Annotated in this window: 14 protein-coding genes and 3 tRNA genes; 10 read left to right on the top strand and 7 right to left on the bottom strand. The window is 42.8% G+C overall.

Features of this window, described 5'->3' with window-relative positions; all coding sequences use genetic code 11:
• Positions 1 to 171 precede the first annotated feature (171 nt).
• Entirely contained in the window at positions 172 to 519 is a 348-nt protein-coding gene (locus V7K31_RS03185; RefSeq protein WP_335092557.1) for a hypothetical protein, read from the top strand.
• Between the two features lie 90 nt (positions 520 to 609).
• Here V7K31_RS03185 and V7K31_RS03180 read toward each other — a convergent pair whose 3' ends face one another.
• A complete protein-coding gene (locus V7K31_RS03180; protein WP_335092555.1) occupies positions 610 to 1,029 on the bottom strand; it encodes a GNAT family N-acetyltransferase in 420 nt (139 codons plus the stop codon).
• A gap of 14 nt (positions 1,030 to 1,043) precedes the next feature.
• Here V7K31_RS03180 and V7K31_RS03175 point away from each other — a divergent pair, with 14 nt between their 5' ends.
• Complete coding sequence (locus tag V7K31_RS03175; protein ID WP_335092553.1) at positions 1,044 to 2,177, top strand: quinone-dependent dihydroorotate dehydrogenase; 1,134 nt, start codon at positions 1,044 to 1,046, stop codon at positions 2,175 to 2,177.
• 162 nt (positions 2,178 to 2,339) lie between these two features.
• Here the strand turns inward: V7K31_RS03175 and V7K31_RS03170 are convergent, their stop codons facing one another.
• Positions 2,340 to 3,062 (bottom strand): hypothetical protein, encoded by a 723-nt coding sequence (locus V7K31_RS03170; RefSeq protein ID WP_335092551.1) that lies wholly within the window; start codon positions 3,060 to 3,062, stop codon positions 2,340 to 2,342.
• 516 nt (positions 3,063 to 3,578) lie between these two features.
• On the opposite strand from V7K31_RS03170, the gene V7K31_RS03165 reads away from it, so the two are divergent.
• From V7K31_RS03165 to V7K31_RS03150, 4 genes are all read left to right on the top strand, one after another.
• Positions 3,579 to 3,708 (top strand) — tRNA-OTHER (locus V7K31_RS03165).
• Between the two features lie 66 nt (positions 3,709 to 3,774).
• Positions 3,775 to 3,901 (top strand) — tRNA-OTHER (locus tag V7K31_RS03160).
• Between the two features lie 67 nt (positions 3,902 to 3,968).
• Positions 3,969 to 4,093, top strand: a tRNA-OTHER gene (locus tag V7K31_RS03155).
• 36 nt (positions 4,094 to 4,129) lie between these two features.
• Positions 4,130 to 5,731 (top strand): TROVE domain-containing protein, encoded by a 1,602-nt coding sequence (locus V7K31_RS03150; protein ID WP_335092550.1) that lies wholly within the window; start codon positions 4,130 to 4,132, stop codon positions 5,729 to 5,731.
• A 565-nt stretch (positions 5,732 to 6,296) separates the two neighbouring features.
• On the opposite strand, the gene V7K31_RS03145 is transcribed toward V7K31_RS03150, so the two are convergent.
• A complete protein-coding gene (locus tag V7K31_RS03145; RefSeq protein WP_335092549.1) occupies positions 6,297 to 7,145 on the bottom strand; it encodes a peptidoglycan-binding domain-containing protein in 849 nt (282 codons plus the stop codon).
• Between the two features lie 235 nt (positions 7,146 to 7,380).
• Between V7K31_RS03145 and V7K31_RS03140 the strand changes: the two genes are divergently transcribed.
• Complete coding sequence (locus V7K31_RS03140) at positions 7,381 to 9,702, top strand: tetratricopeptide repeat protein (RefSeq protein WP_335092548.1); 2,322 nt, start codon at positions 7,381 to 7,383, stop codon at positions 9,700 to 9,702.
• A gap of 153 nt (positions 9,703 to 9,855) precedes the next feature.
• Here the strand turns inward: V7K31_RS03140 and vapC are convergent, their stop codons facing one another.
• Genes vapC through V7K31_RS03125 form a run of 3 tightly spaced genes read right to left on the bottom strand, consistent with a single transcriptional unit; the run spans position 9,856 to position 10,702 of the window.
• A complete protein-coding gene (vapC, locus tag V7K31_RS03135) occupies positions 9,856 to 10,263 on the bottom strand; it encodes a type II toxin-antitoxin system tRNA(fMet)-specific endonuclease VapC (RefSeq protein ID WP_335092547.1) in 408 nt (135 codons plus the stop codon).
• Positions 10,260 to 10,526: a ribbon-helix-helix domain-containing protein gene (locus tag V7K31_RS03130; protein ID WP_335092546.1), complete on the bottom strand. Its 267-nt coding sequence runs from the start codon at positions 10,524 to 10,526 to the stop codon at positions 10,260 to 10,262. Before V7K31_RS03130 ends, vapC begins: the two co-directional genes overlap by 4 nt.
• Before the next feature lie 41 nt (positions 10,527 to 10,567).
• Positions 10,568 to 10,702, bottom strand: a complete 135-nt coding sequence (locus V7K31_RS03125; protein WP_335092545.1) for a hypothetical protein — start codon at positions 10,700 to 10,702, stop codon at positions 10,568 to 10,570.
• Positions 10,703 to 10,920: 218 nt separating this feature from the next.
• Here V7K31_RS03125 and gorA point away from each other — a divergent pair, with 218 nt between their 5' ends.
• Positions 10,921 to 12,267: a glutathione-disulfide reductase gene (gene gorA / locus V7K31_RS03120; RefSeq protein WP_335092543.1), complete on the top strand. Its 1,347-nt coding sequence runs from the start codon at positions 10,921 to 10,923 to the stop codon at positions 12,265 to 12,267.
• A 23-nt stretch (positions 12,268 to 12,290) separates the two neighbouring features.
• Here gorA and V7K31_RS03115 read toward each other — a convergent pair whose 3' ends face one another.
• Complete coding sequence (locus V7K31_RS03115; protein ID WP_335092541.1) at positions 12,291 to 14,660, bottom strand: CHASE2 domain-containing serine/threonine-protein kinase; 2,370 nt, start codon at positions 14,658 to 14,660, stop codon at positions 12,291 to 12,293.
• Between the two features lie 737 nt (positions 14,661 to 15,397).
• Here V7K31_RS03115 and V7K31_RS03110 point away from each other — a divergent pair.
• Positions 15,398 to 15,919 (top strand): LabA-like NYN domain-containing protein, encoded by a 522-nt coding sequence (locus V7K31_RS03110; protein WP_196517317.1) that lies wholly within the window; start codon positions 15,398 to 15,400, stop codon positions 15,917 to 15,919.
• A 94-nt stretch (positions 15,920 to 16,013) separates the two neighbouring features.
• Positions 16,014 to 17,615: a 2-isopropylmalate synthase gene (locus V7K31_RS03105; RefSeq protein ID WP_335092539.1), complete on the top strand. Its 1,602-nt coding sequence runs from the start codon at positions 16,014 to 16,016 to the stop codon at positions 17,613 to 17,615.
• The last annotated feature ends 79 nt before the right edge of the window (positions 17,616 to 17,694 follow it).

Here is a 17,694-nt window from a genome sequence, read left to right as displayed (position 1 = left end):
CTTGCAGGAGAGAGGGATGGAAGTGAGGTTTTCCAGATACCGTAAAAAATCAGGTAATTACTGTAGTATATAAGATGCTCAGAAAAGCATCCTGAGTAATATTGCTACGGGTGTTTGCTGAAAGTTATAGCTAAGGGGTTCGTTGAAGTTAGATTATGGAGTGCTAGGGAAATGGGCGAAACTTCGTCTGATGCTCTAGAGGAGCAGAGACAAGTCTCAGAAGAAAAGCGAGAATCTGCTGAAGATTCTAGGCTCTCACAAGAAAACGAGCGAGAGTCTGCTGAAGACACTAGGTTCTCACAAGAGGAGCAGCGACAGCTTGCTGAAGAAATGAGAAATTCTGCAGAAGAAATGCGGCAGCTTGCTGAAGAAATGAGAAATTCTGCAGAAGGAGTACGGCAGATTGCCGAAGAACTCCGACAAGCTAAAGATGAACTCCGACAAGCTAAAGATGAACTCCGACAAGCTAAAGATGAACTCCGACAAGCTAGAGAAGAACTCCGACAAGCTAAAGAGTAAGCGCGGCAGTCTACTTAAAATAATTCGTAATGACGTTTGCGGACTCGCAAACGTCATTACGTTTTGTAACGGGGATTTAAACTTACAGAATTAGTTGAATAACTTTTGCATGAAGTATCTTTTATGCCCAAGTGGGTAATTTTCTTGAAAAGCAAATACAGTGTAGCCTTGAGATTCATAAAATTCCTTACCTTGAAACTCTAATGTTTCAAGATGAACCCCTACACAGTTTTGCTTTTGACCTTCTTTTTCAGCAATTTTAAGGATGTTGCTTCCAATCCCTTTGCCGCGTAAGTCTTCTTGAACAACTAGGATTCTGATATAAAGCCAATCGCAACCGATTTCACCCAGAACTCCACCCACAATCAAGCCTGATTCATCTCGTGCAAAAACTGCTATAGATTGCCACTCCGACAACGGAAAAAAATGTTGATTGAACTGGCGAATCATTTGAATGACTCTCATCCGATCCTGCTGAGTTACTTCCTGTTCTAACTGAACTGTTATCATCCTGATAAAAGCTAATGGATATTTATAAATTTGCCATTCGTCCGCTTTTGTTCAATGTGGTAAAAACGGATTCCGAGTGGTTACACCAGCAGACGATTCGCAGTTTTAGTTGGCTATCGCAAACCCCTGCTAGTTGGGCAAACCAACGCTTAAAAAAATCTTTATGTCTGTACGATTCACGATTAGAACAAAATTTGTTTGGGCTAAATTTCCCAAATCCCGTAGGTTTAGCAGCTGGTTTCGACAAGGATGGAGTTGCTGCTGGCATTTGGTCTAACCTGGGTTTTGGCTTTGCGGAACTAGGAACTGTAACTTTTCACGCACAGCCAGGAAATCCGCGTCCCCGTTTATTTCGCTTGCCGTTGGATAAGGCTGCTCTCAATCGGATGGGCTTTAATAATCGTGGTGCAGCAGCAATGGCGGCACGATTAGCACAAGAAAAGCATGAGTTAACCCAGTCAATACCTATAGGGATAAATTTGGGTAAATCTAAGGTAACTCCTCTAGAAGCAGCCGCACAGGATTATCTCGATAGTTTTCGCACCCTCTTGGATTTTGGAGACTATTTTGTTGTTAATGTCTCTTCCCCCAATACACCAGGGTTGCGATCGCTCCAAGATGCTTCTATGCTCGGTGTCATCTTAGATTTATTGCAACAAGAAAATACTACACAAAAACCAATTTTTGTCAAGATAGCGCCAGATTTAGAATGGTCAGCGATCGCTGATATTATTTCTTTGGCTAAAACCTACCAACTGGCGGGAATTATCGCCACCAACACCACCATCCGCCGTGATGGGCTGAAAACCCAGGTGATTGACCAAACTGGCAAATCACCCCAGGATGAAGCTGGCGGAATTAGCGGGGAGCCATTGCGCGATCGCTCCACTGAGGTAATTCGTTTTATTTGGCAGCAAACCCAAGGAGAAATCCCGATTATTGGCGTTGGTGGTATCTTTTCTCCTGAAGATGCTTGGGAAAAAATTACTGCTGGTGCTAGCTTGATTCAGGTTTATACAGGCTGGATTTACGAAGGACCACTGATGGTACGCCGGATTCTTTCAGGTTTGCTTGTCCTACTAGAACAAAGCGGATTAAATTCCATCAACGAAGCTGTGGGTTTAGAATTCAAAAATCAAAAATATTAATTACTTTACGCGATGTGCAACTTATTGTTGGAACCCCTCTCCAAACCTCTCTCCGCTTCGGGGAGAGGCTTTAAGTTTTGCTCCCCTTCCCTCGTAGGGAAGGGGCTGGGGGTTAGGTTTGAGAGAAAGTTGCACACCGCATTACTTTTGATTTTTGAATTCTTATCCTTCTTCCAGTGGGAAAAACTCCTTAATTTTTTCCGAGTATGACCACGCAATACCATCAGGGTCTTTGTTGCGGCTCCACTCTGGAAACTCTGGATCATTTCGCCGTTTATAAACAGTGCTGGAATAGACATTTAGCCGTTTGGCAAGTTCAGATTGGATCAGAGAGCCAAAAATTAACTGTTTTTCCAGCGATCGTTTAGCTGACTCATGGGTTGGCTGTGGGAGTGATTCGGTTTCTGGTTCTTCCTCCTGTGGGGTTGGTGGTGGTGCTAGGAGCGATCGGGCAGTTTTAGTAACTGGTTGAGCAGGAAGCTCTTTAACAGGCTCACTACTGTCAAGGATATTGCCGAGAATGCTGGCAGTTATAAAGTAATAAGACTGCCCTGCATCTTCAGAATTAAGTACACTGGCACCAAATTCCGAAGCTTTACCATCCAAGTAGCGTTTTGCCGTTGTACCAGGAAAATTGCCCTTGATTGCCAAGTCCATTGGCGTAAGTCTGCCCTGATTTTCCCGAACCAACTGATGAAAAATTGGGTTAACTCGCACAGTCCACTGTTGCCATTGATATTCCTGCCAAACCTTGAAGCCAATTACCAGCAAAATTACCGCCAGTAAAATCCTCCAGGTAGTAACCAGGAAAATAATCAAAAACGAGATGGGCAAAAGTAGAACGAGAAAAGCCTTGCCGTTACCTTCTATGGGTTTTTCACTCATGCCGATTTTTGCCAAGTGAATTTTAGGAAATAATATTATATTGGCAAAAATTTGGCTACTTTTTTGTATCTTTTGGCAAACTTGTGGCAAATTTCCTGGCAAAATCTTTACTCGCTAGATGTTATGGGCTGCCGAAACTGGAACTTCTCTAATATTGGTCTGCGATCGGGCAGAATTCCCAGAGAAAATAAGAAGGTTTTTAACTCAACCAACAAATCTATAAATTAGCTTGCCAGATCCTTGACAACAAATACTACTTATACTACATTAATAATACAAGTCAACTTTCATCAGAGAGTTAACTTGCACCAGTAGCGGATAGCTCAAATGACAGAGCGCCCACCTTGCCCGTAAGGGCCGAGATATCGAGGGTTATCGCATATAACTAAAACACCGTTGATCCAACTTCTGGAGGTGCAGGTAAAAGTCCTACTTCGCTACAGCAAATTGAGTGCTGAGTGACGAATTTTAAATGTTTAACTCATAACTCCTCACTCTTAACTCATAACTTTATATGTGGTGGGTAGCTCAGAGGTTAGAGCGCCTAAATATCCTTATTCACCCTTTGCCTGAAAAGGCCGACGAATTGAGGGTTATCGCCTGTCAAGCGGGAGGTGGCGGGTTCGATTCCCGCTCCACTACACCAATTAATTTTAGATTTTAGATTTTGGATTTTGGAATTGAATTTAAAATCTCAAATCAAAAATTTTATGTGGCGGGTAGCTCAGTGGTAGAGCGCTAAACATCCTTCTTCACCCCTTGCCTGAAAAGGCCGACGAATTAGGGTTATCGAATAGGGTTCGAGAGGTCGCGGGTTCAAATCCCGCTCCGTTACACCAAATAATTTTAGATTTTAGATTTGCGATTTTGGATTAAATCTAAAATCCAAAATCCAAAATTTTCATGTGGCAGGTAGCTCAGTGGTAGAGCGCCGAAAAACATCCTTCTTCACACCTTGCCTGAAAAGGCCGACGAATTAGGGTTATCGCCTGTTAAGCCGGATGTCGCAGGTTCAAATCCTGCTCTGCCACCTTTCATTTTGCCTGCAAAGGCCGGGAGATGAAGCGATGAATTACAATTTTTTCACTAAAAATAAAACAACTACATCACAAAATCAGCCTATCCCCGGACGGGAAGCAGAAATGGTTCAGGGACGTTCCGGCGGCTTTATGTTTGATGCTGGTATTTGGAAAATGCTGCGCCGTTGTCTTTTGGTTGGCACAGCAAAAAGCACTTACTACGCTGGCAAACAGGAATTAACTGAGGATTTTGTGGCAGTTGTAAGACTTGCCGTTGCTGAAAATCCCAGCCGTGTGGCGGAAGAAATTTTGTATGCTAGCGATGGACGCGCCATCAATAACAGTGCGCCTATCTTAGCTTTGGTGCTGCTGTCGATGGGTGAAGCACCACAAGCAAAACAGGCGTTTGGTGAAATCTTCCCGCAAGTTGTTCGCACTGGTAGCCACTTCTACGAATGGTTGAACTACACCAAATCTTTGCGGGGATTTGGCAAAGTAGTGCGGGAAGCTGGTAAAACTTGGCTCTCAAGGGAAGATGTCAAGGGTTTAGCTTATCAACTGTTGAAATATCAACAGCGTCAAGGCTTCTCTCACCGAGATGCGTTGCGGTTGTTCCATGTCAAACCGCCTACAGAAAATCACCGTCAACTATTTGAGTGGGTAGTTAGAGGTTGGGAAGAATTACCAGCAGACATTCCCTCAGAGGCGTTGGCGCAGATTTGGTGGTATGAGTGGCTCAAGCGAAATCCTACCCAAACCCATGAAGCTATTTCCCAAGGACGCTTAACCCACGAAATGGCTGCACCTGTGGGCAAAATGGACAAGCTTGCTTGGCAGCTGCTATTTCAGGAAATGCCAATAGGTGCAATGTTACGTAACTTGGGTTCTTTAACTGAACTAGGTGTGTTGCGAGCCGATGAAAGCGCCAATTTGCTGCAAGTTGAAGCAGTTCTTAATCGTAGAGAACATCTGCGTAAAGGTCGCATCCATCCGATTGATGTTTTGAAAGCAGTCAAAACTTATGAATCTGGTGGAAGATTAGGACGCAGTAAGAAAACTTGGAACCCAGTTCCTCGGATTGTGGACATTTTAGAAAAGGCGGTTGAACTATCTTTTGATGTTGTGAAACCCACTGGTAAAGTGTTCATGCACGCCGTAGACGTTTCTGGTTCTATGGGTAACTTGGTTGCAGATATGGGACTAAGTTGTTGTGAAATTGCCACCACAATGGCACTGGTGACAGCAAAAGCAGAGAAAAACTACATGATTCGCGGCTTTGCTACGGAATTCCGTGAATTAGGTATCACCGCCAAAGATAGTTTTAGTTCTGCGGTTCGCAAAGCTAGCAACCAAAACTTCGGCGGAACTGATGCATCTGTGGCTTACGACTGGATGATTAAGAACAAGTTCAAAGCTGATGTAGTCTGCTTTTGGACTGACTCGGAAAGCTGGGCTGGAAATAAGCATCCAAGTCAAGCGTTGAAGCAGTACCGCAAAAAGGTGAATCCCAACGTCAAGGCGGTGTATGTCAGCTTGACACCTTACCAGATTACTTTGGTAGATCCTGAAGATTCGCTGTCTTGGGATTTGGCAGGGTTCGATCCGGGTACGCCTCGGATCATCCAAATGCTGGCTACGGATGAGTTGTAGAGATTGGTGGAGGATAAAGGAAAACTTTATCCTTCATGCTTCATGGCGGGTTATCCCTGTTCGCAACTTGCCTTTCGGGGCCGAAGAATTTAGGGTTATCGGTTATGTCTCCACCATTGTGGGGATTAGCGGGTTCAAACCCCGCACCCGCCTTTGTTTTTGATTTTTACCTCACGCAAAGAAGAAGGCGATTTAATTTTTGAATGGTCGTTTTTCTCTTTCAGCGATGGGTAAGAGTAGGGTGTCTTCGATGTGCATTGGTGTCAACTTAAGGTTAAAGCCAGTCTAGAACCAGCTTTTAGAGATAATCTCGTTCCCAGTCAGAGACTGGGAATGCCTAATGAGAGGCTCCGCCTCTTGACTTGCGGCAGAGCCGCAATGAGGTGCATTTCCAGCCTCTGGCTGGAAACGAGGTTTTAAAGGGGTTTGAGCTTAAGTTGACACGCATGTTCGATGTGCCGCAGCTACGCCCGTCGTAGACATCGCAATTTTTTAGAAGCACAACACAAAAATTTGACACAAAATAATATAGCGATCGCTCATCATTGATTCAAGAACCCAATGGTTAAAACAATTTCCCCATGAAGTTGATAATTGGTTTCCAAAAGATACCAGTTAACACATAAGGAGCATATTGTAAAAGCGGTAAGCTTGACTGCTTAGACGGCTTGAGCGGTAAACACTCCAAAAGAAAAGGCACTATACAGGTAAGTCCATAAGCAGTTGCTAAGGCTGTATTCCACTTAGGTTCATCTCCTGGTATGGGGCTATAATAAATACCCAGCATAATGAAAGAGATCATTAAAAACTGATCCCATAAAAACCAGGATTGGGGTGGTAGAAAATAAACTAACTGGAGAAAGCTGTTGTTGTCTATTTTTTGTCGCATTCCCAAAAGTACAGCCCAAGTTGCAGCCCCAACAATACCATCATCTTTTAGTCCATAGGTTCTTTGAAAGCGTTTAACCCCTCTTTCAGTTTCCCTACTAAAATATCCATCAGGTTCTTTTTTGAAAAATCCTTCTTCATTGAGAAGAATTTGCAATTCCTTAACAGCATCCTGTAATTTTGGAGACATACTTTTTTGATTGCGGTAAAGCCTTGGGTAGAAAAGGCAAGCCCAACTTAGTGGCCCGACTATTCCATCCACCTGAAGATTATTGGCTTTCTGAAATTTTATTACAGCCTCTTCTGTTTCTAAGTCAAATTTACCACTAAGAGTTGAGAGAAAACCCTTAGCTTGCAGTCGCTCTTGTAGTTCATTGATTGATTCCTGTGCAGAGTTTGGCGAAAAGTCTCGATACAGTATGGGACGTTTATTGAATACACAGACTTGTTTTTCTTCTGGGAAATAACGCCGGGATTGTTTTAGCCCAAACAAGATGCTTACGAAGCTGAGTGCTTTATTTGTCATAGTTTTAGTGAGTAATTTGTGAAAAAATAATCTGGCAAAGTTTCAGAGCTTTAGAAGCCAATACGATCGGGTGCCTCTACCTACTAGAGACAAAAATAGACTTAGAAATTAGCTTACTGATTAAATTTCCGAAAGCAAATTGACACAGTTAAGAGAATGTTAGTAATTTGTCAAACTTTTGTTTGTTAAAATGTTGCTAATACGAGATTTATGATGGAATTATAGGGTGATATTTATGTCAGGTCAGTCAGAAGATTGGAATCTGCCCAAAACTTGGTATCGAAAGGTTTTGAAGGACTGGGAGATAGATCGACTACTGACTGATTTGGAGGCTAGAACTAAACAGCGATACAGACAAAGTGCAAAGAAAACCCTGTTACTTGGGCTACTGTGTGGGTATAGCTTGAAGAAGATTAGTAAGGACTTGCACAGAGATAACGGTGGTGTGAGAACAGGATCGAGCAATATATATCGGGACATCGAAACTTTGACAGGAGAAGCAGATAACAGTGTTAAGTCCAGCAATCTTGTCTACATTCTGGAAAAACATGGGTATCGTAAAGGTTCTGTTGTATCTGCTATCCAACGCTGTGACATCCCGCACAATCTTCCAGCACCAACCTATACAGAGTTTATCGGTCGGGAAGCGGATATGAACAAGCTACTGGAACGCCTTTCGCCGGATCATGGTGCTCATATGATTACGGTGCATGGTATTGGTGGCGTAGGTAAAACGGCACTGGTGTTAGAAACTGCTTATCTGTGCTTAAAAGCCAGTTCTGAAAACCTTGCTGGTACACCCAGATTTGATGCGATTATTTTCACTTCAGCCAAACAACAAGAACTCATCCCCGATAGTATTTTGCGGCGGCAACAGGGACAGCGTAACCTGCGCGATATCTTTCGGGAAATTGCCAATGCCTTAGACGACCCTACGATTATTCAATCTCCTCCCCATGACCAATTTGATCGTGTACGCCAAAGTCTCTCAAAACAGAGAACACTGTTGATTGTCGACAATATGGAGACTATAGAGGACAGGGATCAGGTTATTGAGTTTTTATATAATCTGCCTATTTGCGTCAAAGTAGTAATAACTACCCGTGAGCAAATTGCCTTGCTGCCAATCCGTCTGCGAAATTTACCTCCTGATGATGGTTTGCAGTTGATTCGACAACAAGCTGAAGAAAAAGCTATAACCATCAACGATGAAGACTCTAAGCAACTCTACGATCGCACTGGCGGAATCCCTCTTGCGATCGTCTATGCGATCGGTCAAGTATCTAGCGGCTACTCCCTAAACTCGGTATTGGAGCGGTTAGCCTCTGCTACAGGTGATGTGGCTCGTTTTTGCTTTGAGCAATCAGTGCAAAAAATGAAGGGACAACCACCCCACAAGTTACTGATGTCACTGGCGATTTTTCCTGACTCTCCTATACTCGCTGCTGTAGCTGAGGTTGCTGGACTAACAGCCGCTCCTGATGCTGTAAATAATGGCTTGGCACGTTTGCAGCAACTTTCTTTGGTGAATCTCAACACAGAAACTAAGCGGTTTGAGCTGCTCTCTTTGACTCGTGAATACGCCTTAGCAGAATTAGCAGCTGACCCAGATTTTGAGAGGGAAGCACGAAGGCGCTGGGTGAGATGGTATCTGAATTTTGCCCACAGTTATGCCGGAGAAGATTCGGAAAAGTGGATACATTACAACAAGCTAGAAGAAGAACAGGGAAATCTGCGGGCAGTACTTTATTGGTGTAAAGACCAAGAACACTATGAAGCAGTTAGGGATTTATGGCTTCTCTTAAGCCAGTACGCAAATCTCTACGCCTATTGGGACGATCGCCTCGATTGGCTGCAATGGCTCATGGAGCAATCAGAACGGCGTGGTGAATGGTCTTCTTTCGTAAAAATCATTATCCGCAAAAGCTGGCTACTAATTCGGGAGTGTTCATCTGTGAGTCTAAAAGAAGCAGACGAAATTTTGCGGCGGACGTGGGTTTTGCGTGACCATGCAGATTTATGTGTTCAGGCTGACTTAGCCGAAAGTATGGCGAGGCTGCAAATTAGACAAGAGGATTATAAAGATGCACGCCACTGGTTGACGGTAGAAGAAAAATTGGTGATCGAGGCTAATCTAGAGGAGCAACAGCACATCCGCTATTTTATTCCTGTTCTTTACCATCAGGCTGAAATCTTTTATTTAGAAGGTGAATATCTTTTAGCAAAGAAGCTCTTTCAAGAGGTGATGAAAAGTGCAGAAAAAATTAATTGGCATCGAGTCATAAATTCTGCTCAAAATTGGCTAGCTGATATTGCAATTGAACAAAGCGATCGCGATGAAGCTCAAAAGTTATTAATTCAAGGCTTAACTGTCGCCGAAAGCAGCAAAAATAAGCGGCGTTTGGCTCGCTATCAACGTTCTCTTGCTCGTTGGGAGAAAAAGTGGGGAAGTGCAGAGAAAGCCCGCCAATTCTCAACTAAGGCTATCAATAGTTTTAAGCACTTGGGAATGACACGGGATGCCGAAAAGATGCAAACTTTATTTGATTTGCCATAATCATGTGTAAACAACGCATCTCTAGTTTTTCTACAGGATGGCTGCTGTCCAGAAGTGCGATCGCAAACCTCTTAGGGGTGACTCTGTTCAAATATTAAACCGAGTCGGATAGCTTGGTAGGTTGCAAAACCGAACAGTTGTTCGACTCAATTATCAACCTTCTTCCTCCCAATCCTCAATCTTTAACCCATTCACGCGATTAAATTCACTCGTATTGTGCGTAACTAAGATTAAATTATGTGCCTGGGCAATCGATGCAATTTGTAAATCATAAGGGCCAATAGGCGTACCTAAAGTTGCCAATTCAGCACGAATTTGACCAAAAATTGTGGCGGCTACATCATCGAAACTCAGAGAGACAAAATTATTGAGAAAAGCTAACTGTAAAGCTAGGGTGCGTTGAGGATTCTTGCTTCTTATCGTACCATAAAACAGTTCAGCCTTAACAATTGAACAAACAGCAATATCCTGTGGTGATAAAGACTCTAACCGTCGTCGCACTCCAGATATTGGACGATTTAAATAAACAATGCAAGCATTGGTATCTAATAAATAAATCACTCTAACGGCTCCCGCACTTCATATTCACCTTGCGGATATCTCACTAGAGGATCATCTTGTAGACAACCAGCCGTCTGTTCAAAAAAACCAGGAGGCCACCCCAATTCTTCAGGTATTTTTACTTGCACTGGTGCTTCAATGTGACCTTTTGCTGCAAACAACTTGAGAGCATCAACAATTACTTCTTCTGCCGAAGCATACTTACCACTTTCAATCTGAGTTTGGATGAATTGCTCTATCTCTGGATTTAAGAACACATTCATAGATTTATTTACAAGGGTGTTTTTCCATAACTATTTTAGTCTTAGGTGAGATTGTAACTGAAGATTAGGCTGTTACTTATTGGATCAAAAGCGCGATCGCATACCCGCGCACCGTAGGCGATGTCTACGACGGGCTGTTCGGTGACGCAAACATCTACCTCTTGTAGAATAGACAAAATGCTTGTTTGGCAACATAATGTAATATAACTTAGCAAAAATCAAGCGATCGCTGTTCCTTTTGGATGTAATTGCGATTAATGCGGCAATCTCCTACATATCAGCCTGGTTTCATCCCAACTTGTCCACCCAAAGATAGTAGATGAAGTTTTGTGTGAATAACTATAAGGGATGAAATAGCTCTGCTTTCCAAACAGTAAAAAAGGAACAGATTTTTATGACATTTGATTACGATTTGTTTGTCATTGGTGCTGGCCCTGGGGGATTGGCAGCAGCTAAAAAAGCAGCTAGTTACGGTGTACGTGTCGCTATTGCCGAACAAGAATCCGTCGGTGGGACTTGTGTAAATCGCGGTTGCGTTCCTAAAAAACTGATTGTCTACGCTGCTGACTTCGCCCTGCAAAATCAAGTAGCACACAGTTATGGATGGAGTGACTGTCAAACATACTTTGACTGGACATTATTTATTAAGTCAGTACATCAGCATATTGGCAGCATTAACCAATCCTATTTTCAGCAATTGCACAAAGCTGGAATTGAATTAATTTCTCAATATGCCACTTTCATTGATGCCCATACTATCAATATTGATGGACACAAAGTTACAGCAGACAAAATTTTAATTGCTGTGGGAGGACAACCCCTCAAGCCCCAAATCCCAGGTATAGAATACGCCATCACATCCCGCGAGATGTTTCAGCTACCTTATTTGCCGAAACGTTTAGCAATTATTGGCGGCGGCTACATTGGCGTAGAATTTTCCAGCATGATGCACGCTTTCGGCTGCGAGGTGACGGTAATTGAAAAAGACGAGATGATTTTATCGGGGTTTGATGATGACATTCGCTCTGCTGTACAACAGGGTTTGAGTAAACGCGGAATTAAGTTGTTCACCAATAGCACTGTTCGTGAAATCAAATTCTCAGATGAGTGTTTGTTGTTAACTATTACTGGTGAGAGCCAAGAAATAATTACAGCAGATACCATCTTAGTTGCCACAGGTTACGCTCCCAATACCAAGAATCTTGGTTTGGAAAATGCCCATGTTGAACTTGGCGAACATGGTGCAATTAAAGTAGATGAATACAGCCGCACTAGCCAAGAAAACATTTTTGCTGTGGGTGACTGCACCAGCCGCGTGCAATTGTCTCCAGTCGCTCAAGCAGAAGGTATTGCCTTTGCCGATACAGTTTTTGGCAACAAGCCGCAAAAACCGAATTATGATTATGTGCCCACTGCTGTTTTTTGTCGTCCAGAAGCGGCTAGTGTGGGGATGACGGAGGCAAAAGCACGGGAAAAATTTGGTGAATCTGTACAATGCTACTGCACCCAGTTCCAACCACTGTTGTATCAGCTAATCGAACAGAATCAGCCAACCACTATCAAGTTAGTGTTAAATGGTGATTCTGGGCAAGTTTTGGGTGCTCATATGGTGGGTGAACACGCAGCAGATATCATTCAAAGTCTCGGCGTGGCAATTCGCAAGGGGATTACCAAGGAAGACCTGGATGAAACCATAGGCATTCATCCCACGGTAGGAGAAGAATTCCTGTCGTTAAAATAATTCGTAATTCGTAATTTGAATTGTTAATCTTGTCCCCTTTGTCCTTCTGAGCAAGATTTTGTGGGAGCGCCTAAATCGTCTAAAGTATTCATTAATGAATCATCCTGTGGTATAGGGTATATGCTTTGGGAATTTACAACATCGTCAAAAGCTTCAAGATCCTCAAGAGCCTCAAGAGCCTCTGATGCAGACTGATATCGCTGTTTGAAGTCATCCAGCACCATTTTACTAAGAATCTTCGCTAGGGCGTGGCTCACTTGTGGGCGTAGTTTACCGCCGTAGGCATCGCTCCATTTGATCTCTCCATCAGCGTCTCTATCTAGCTGACGGGGCGCTATCCCAGTCAAGGCTTTAATCCCAAGCATGCCGACTGCATAGATATCACTACTGTAGTGTGGACGCCCAAAACATTGCTCGCTTGGTGCGTAACCCTGAGTACCAATGCCAACGGTGAAGGGGGTTTGCTCTTGACTATCAAGCTGTTTTGTGCTAACTTCTTTGACTGCTCCAAAGTCAATCAGTACCAGTTTACCGTCTGAATGTCGCCGGATGATATTGCTGGGCTTAATATCCCGATGAATCACGTTGTTTTTATGGATAAATGTTAATGTTTGCAATAAATCCCTGACAATTTTGATCACTGCAATTTCATCAATTGCTCTACCTGCTGAGAGTTCCTGATTTAAAGGATGACCAATTATCTGTTCTTGCACTAAATAAAATTCTTCATCTTCTTCAAAATACGCCAAAAGTTGGGGGATTTGAGCGTGCGTTCCCAATTTTTCTAGTGTTTGCGCTTCTGAGTTAAAAAAACGTCTGGCAATTTGCAATCCTTCGGGTTTGGTGTTGGCTGGTTTTAGTTGCTTGACAACACATCGCGGATTACCAGGACGTTGGGTATCTTCGGCAATATAGGTTTCGCTGAATCCACCGGAACCGAGAACTTTGACAATTTTGTAGCGTCGAGCCAGTACTTTTCCTGATAAGGCTAAATCTCGTTCCTGGATTAGTCCTTGGAAGTCATCTTGTTGGCTGATAATCTCTTGGACAACGGTGGAAGTTTTATACTTCTGAAAAATATCTACTAATTGGCGTTTTTTGATGCTTTCTCTGACTAATGAGGTTCCCAGGTAGGAAAGTCCGATCATCGCGATCGCGATCGTTGGTACAGTAGTGGGAAAAATTAACTGACCATTGACAAATAACCCATAGCTTATTCCTACCCAAGTGCCAGAGAAGGCGAGGCTATATAGAAATCTATTGATACTACGCTTGCGTCGGCTAATCATCAAGGCTGTACTGCCAACTAGAATTAGCACAAACAAACCCTGCAACCGTGGATTGTTAATTCCTGGAGCGATCGCTTTACCTTGCATCAAAGTGGCGATCGCATTGGCGTGAATTTCCACGCCTGACATCGGTTTATTGCTGTTGCTAGCAGCAACTGGATAATAATCATTGTTTAACTTATCTGTTGCACCAATCAGCACGATCTTGTTTTTGAAGACCTTTCCCTGCTGTAAATAGGTGTTCCAGTTTTGTGGGTCGAGTACGTGCCAAAAGGGTATTTGCTCAAATGTACCCGCAGACCCCCAAAAATTAATGCGATCGCCCTTTGGTCGGGGATAATTTACTTGTGCTGTCCTGAGCGCTGCTTGATCAAAAGAGGGTAGCTTCTCGATCAAATTATCTTCAGGTAACAACTTAGAAAACTCACTCCCCAATCGATGAACTTTACCATCCACCTCCACGGGGAAATTCACTGAGCTAATCGACACTGATCCGGTACGAAACATCTGTTGGGGATCTATCAGTTGCATAAAAGACCCTTGGCGCGTCTGGGAATTTTCGTAGACGGCTGCTAAGGTAACTTTGCTGCCATATTTTTGTAATGCTGCCTGGAGTTGGCGATCGTCAGTAACTCCATAACTACTTGGCGTGTCAAAAACGACATCTACCGCTACAGAGCGGGCACCTGCTTTGATTAACTTTGTGATTACTTGAGCATATGCAGCACGTTGATAAGGATAAGATTTCAGTATTTCTAGGTAGGCATATTGTTTTGGATCTGTTTTATAGTACTGTTCGGGAACTGATATTGATTGATCGTCTATTGCTAAAATTACGATGTCTTCTGGAGGCACAATCGGCCCACGCAGTTGAAAAAAATCAGATCGCGCCTGATTTTCGCTCAATTCAACCAACTCCCAACCAGAAGCACTCAGCAGTGCTGCCCCGATTACCCAAGCACCAGCGAGGAGATGACCTAAGCGAACCATCCACTTGGACTGGCGAGCCGATACTGTCAAAGTTACTTTTGTCGGTTTACTTGACAGTCTATTGGCAGCAGAGACATAGTTTTTAGTTAAGGTAGATGTAGGTTCTTCTGCCATATCGTGTTACTGATTGATTTAAGTCCAACACTTTTATTTATTCAGACCACGTTTTAGTACAAGCTCATTGAAATCAGACTTAAATGACAATCTTATACATTTGTAAAGTATCTTCTATTCATCAACAAACTTTTATTACCAGAGCTAGCCCCAAAAGATTCCTACTCAGTCATTGGCTAACTTATTCTTTTTGTGTTGAGTGAGTTACAACTAGTGATTGTCCCACAGATCAGAGCCGGATATACTCCCCCTGTGTATTTGGTTGCGGCGAGATTTTACCCCAGCCCAACCAACAGGTAGGCTCTGAAGTCGATGATCTACCAGAAGCTGTCCCAAGTTGCTTCTGTCTCTGGCGCAATATTCGTACTTTCGACAAAGCGTGTCCTGATACTGAAAGCTTGACCTCTAGATAGGCATTAACTTATATCCTACCCTAAGTCTATGCTATACCTCTTTAGGAGTAAAATTTAGTGTTATGCAGCGATGAATGCTGCCACTCAGTCAATTTTATTGGTAGATTTTGATCACAGAGTGGCTCTTGCAGTGCCGGAGGTGAATAAGGTTTAGCACCCAATATCTCAACTCCAATATTGCAGCCGTTTTTATGCTTTGAAAGAGGTAGGATAAAAGCTATAGATAAAGAGCTACTTTATAGATATTAGCAAACTTGTCATTTGAGAATTGCTATAATCTATTGTTCCGTCTAAATTCATTTATATTATTAGGTGTAAATTTGTATGGGTTCTCCAATGAATCGTCTGTCTATTTTTGTAGACGGAAACAATATGTTCTATGCTCAACAAAAAAATGGCTGGTTTTTTGACCCCCGGCGAGTCTTAGAATACTTCAAACATGAGCAATCAGAAACAACATTAATTAATGCATTCTGGTACACTGGCTTAAAAGACCCACAAGATCAGCGAGGTTTTAGAGATGCTCTAATTAGTCTAGGATATACAGTCAGAACTAAAATTCTTAAAGAATATTATGATGATACGTCTGGTCGTTACTCGCAAAAAGCGAATTTAGATATTGAAATTGTTGTAGATATGTTTAATACAGTAGACCAGTATGACCGAGTAGTATTATTCAGTGGCGATGGAGATTTTGAAAGAGCAATCGAACTATTACGCTCCAAAAATACACATATTACGGTAGTATCAACAGAAGGAATGATCGCTAGAGAGCTACGGAATGCTACTGATAGATATATAGATTTAAATGATATCAGAGAACAAATAGAAAAAACCGAAGGTTAGTAGCCTTAGCAATTATTTACAAAGGTAAGAGTAAAAGAAAAACTAAGTTGAAGATATATTGAGCCGCAACTAGAAACTAAACAACAAACCGCAAATGAGAAACAAAACAGATCGAATCATCATTTTTGATACGACATTGCGAGATGGAGAGCAGTGTCCAGGAGCAACTCTGAATATAGACGAAAAGCTAGTAATTGCCAAGCAATTGGCGCGTCTGGGTGTAGACGTCATTGAGGCCGGCTTTGCCTTTGCTAGTCCGGGAGATTTTGAAGCAGTTAAGAAGATTTCCCAAATTGTCGGCACAGAAAATGGCCCGGTAATTTGCAGTTTAGCAAGAGCGATTAAAGCAGATATTGAAGCCGCCGCCGAAGCCTTAAAACCAGCAGTTAACGCCAGAATTCACACATTTATTTCCACTTCTGATATTCATTTAGAGTATCAGTTGCGGAAGTCACGGGCAGAAGTGTTAGCGATCGCCCAAGAAATGGTAGCTTATGCCAAGTCCTTCATGACAGATGTCGAATTTTCGCCGATGGATGCGGCTCGTACCGATCCAGAATTTCTTTACCAAGTGTTAGAGGGAGCGATCGCAGCTGGTGCAACAACAGTTAACATTCCCGATACTGTGGGTTACACTACCCCTAGCGAATTTGGAGCCATAATTAAGGGGATTATCGAAAATGTCCCCAATATCGACCAAGCGATTATTTCCGTTCACGGTCATAATGATTTAGGCTTGGCAGTTGCTAACTTTTTAGAAGCCGTGAAAAATGGCGCACGGCAACTAGAATGTACGATTAATGGGATTGGCGAACGTGCCGGAAATGCATCACTAGAAGAATTGGTGATGGCCTTGCATGTGCGACGACAATATTTTAACCCCTATTTGGGAAGACCAGCAGATTCTCAAGAATCCCTGACAAATATCGACACTAAGCAAATTTACAAAACTTCACGCTTAGTTTCTAATTTGACGGGAATGTTAGTACAAGCAAATAAAGCGATCGTTGGGGCGAATGCCTTTGCCCATGAGTCTGGGATTCACCAAGATGGTGTGTTAAAAAACAGGCTCACCTACGAAATTATGGATGCCCAATTGATTGGCTTAGCAGACAATCAAATAGTTTTGGGTAAACATTCAGGGAGAAATGCTTTCCGCACTCGGTTGAAAGAATTGGGCTTTGAACTGTCGGATACTGAATTAAATAAAGCATTTGTCAGATTCAAAGATGTAGCAGATAAAAAGAAAGAAATTTCTGATTGGGATTTGGAAGCGATCGTTAACGATGAGATCCAACAAGCGCCCGATTTGTTCCGTGTAGAGTTGGTGCAAGTTTCCTGTGGTAGCAACGCCCGTCCCACTGCTACAGTTACCCTCCGCACCCCAGAAGGTGAAGAATTAACCGATGCTGCGATCGGTACTGGGCCAGTGGATGCAGTTTACAAAGCCATCAATCGGGTGGTGAATGTGCCCAACGAGTTGATTGAGTTTTCTGTCCAGTCAGTAACAGGCGGCATTGATGCCATTGGAGAAGTGACGATTCGTTTACGTTATCAATCTAGGGTATTTTCCGGTCATGCGGCGAACACAGATATCATCGTGGCATCCGCTCAAGCTTATGTAAATGCGCTGAATAGGTTGTATTCTGCATTGCAAACTCAAGAAAAGCCAGAGGAAGTAACTGCACTGCATTAGACCTTTTGCATAAGTTGAGATTTGTTAAATAGAACGACAGATAAACACAGATAAATATAAGTGTTTATCTGTCGTTTCT

Source organism: Nostoc sp. (assembly GCF_036917675.1).
Taxonomy (GTDB): Bacteria; Cyanobacteriota; Cyanobacteriia; order Cyanobacteriales; family Nostocaceae; genus Nostoc.
The sequence above is the reverse complement of the archived record's forward strand: the minus strand, read 5'-3'. Positions and strand labels throughout refer to the sequence as shown.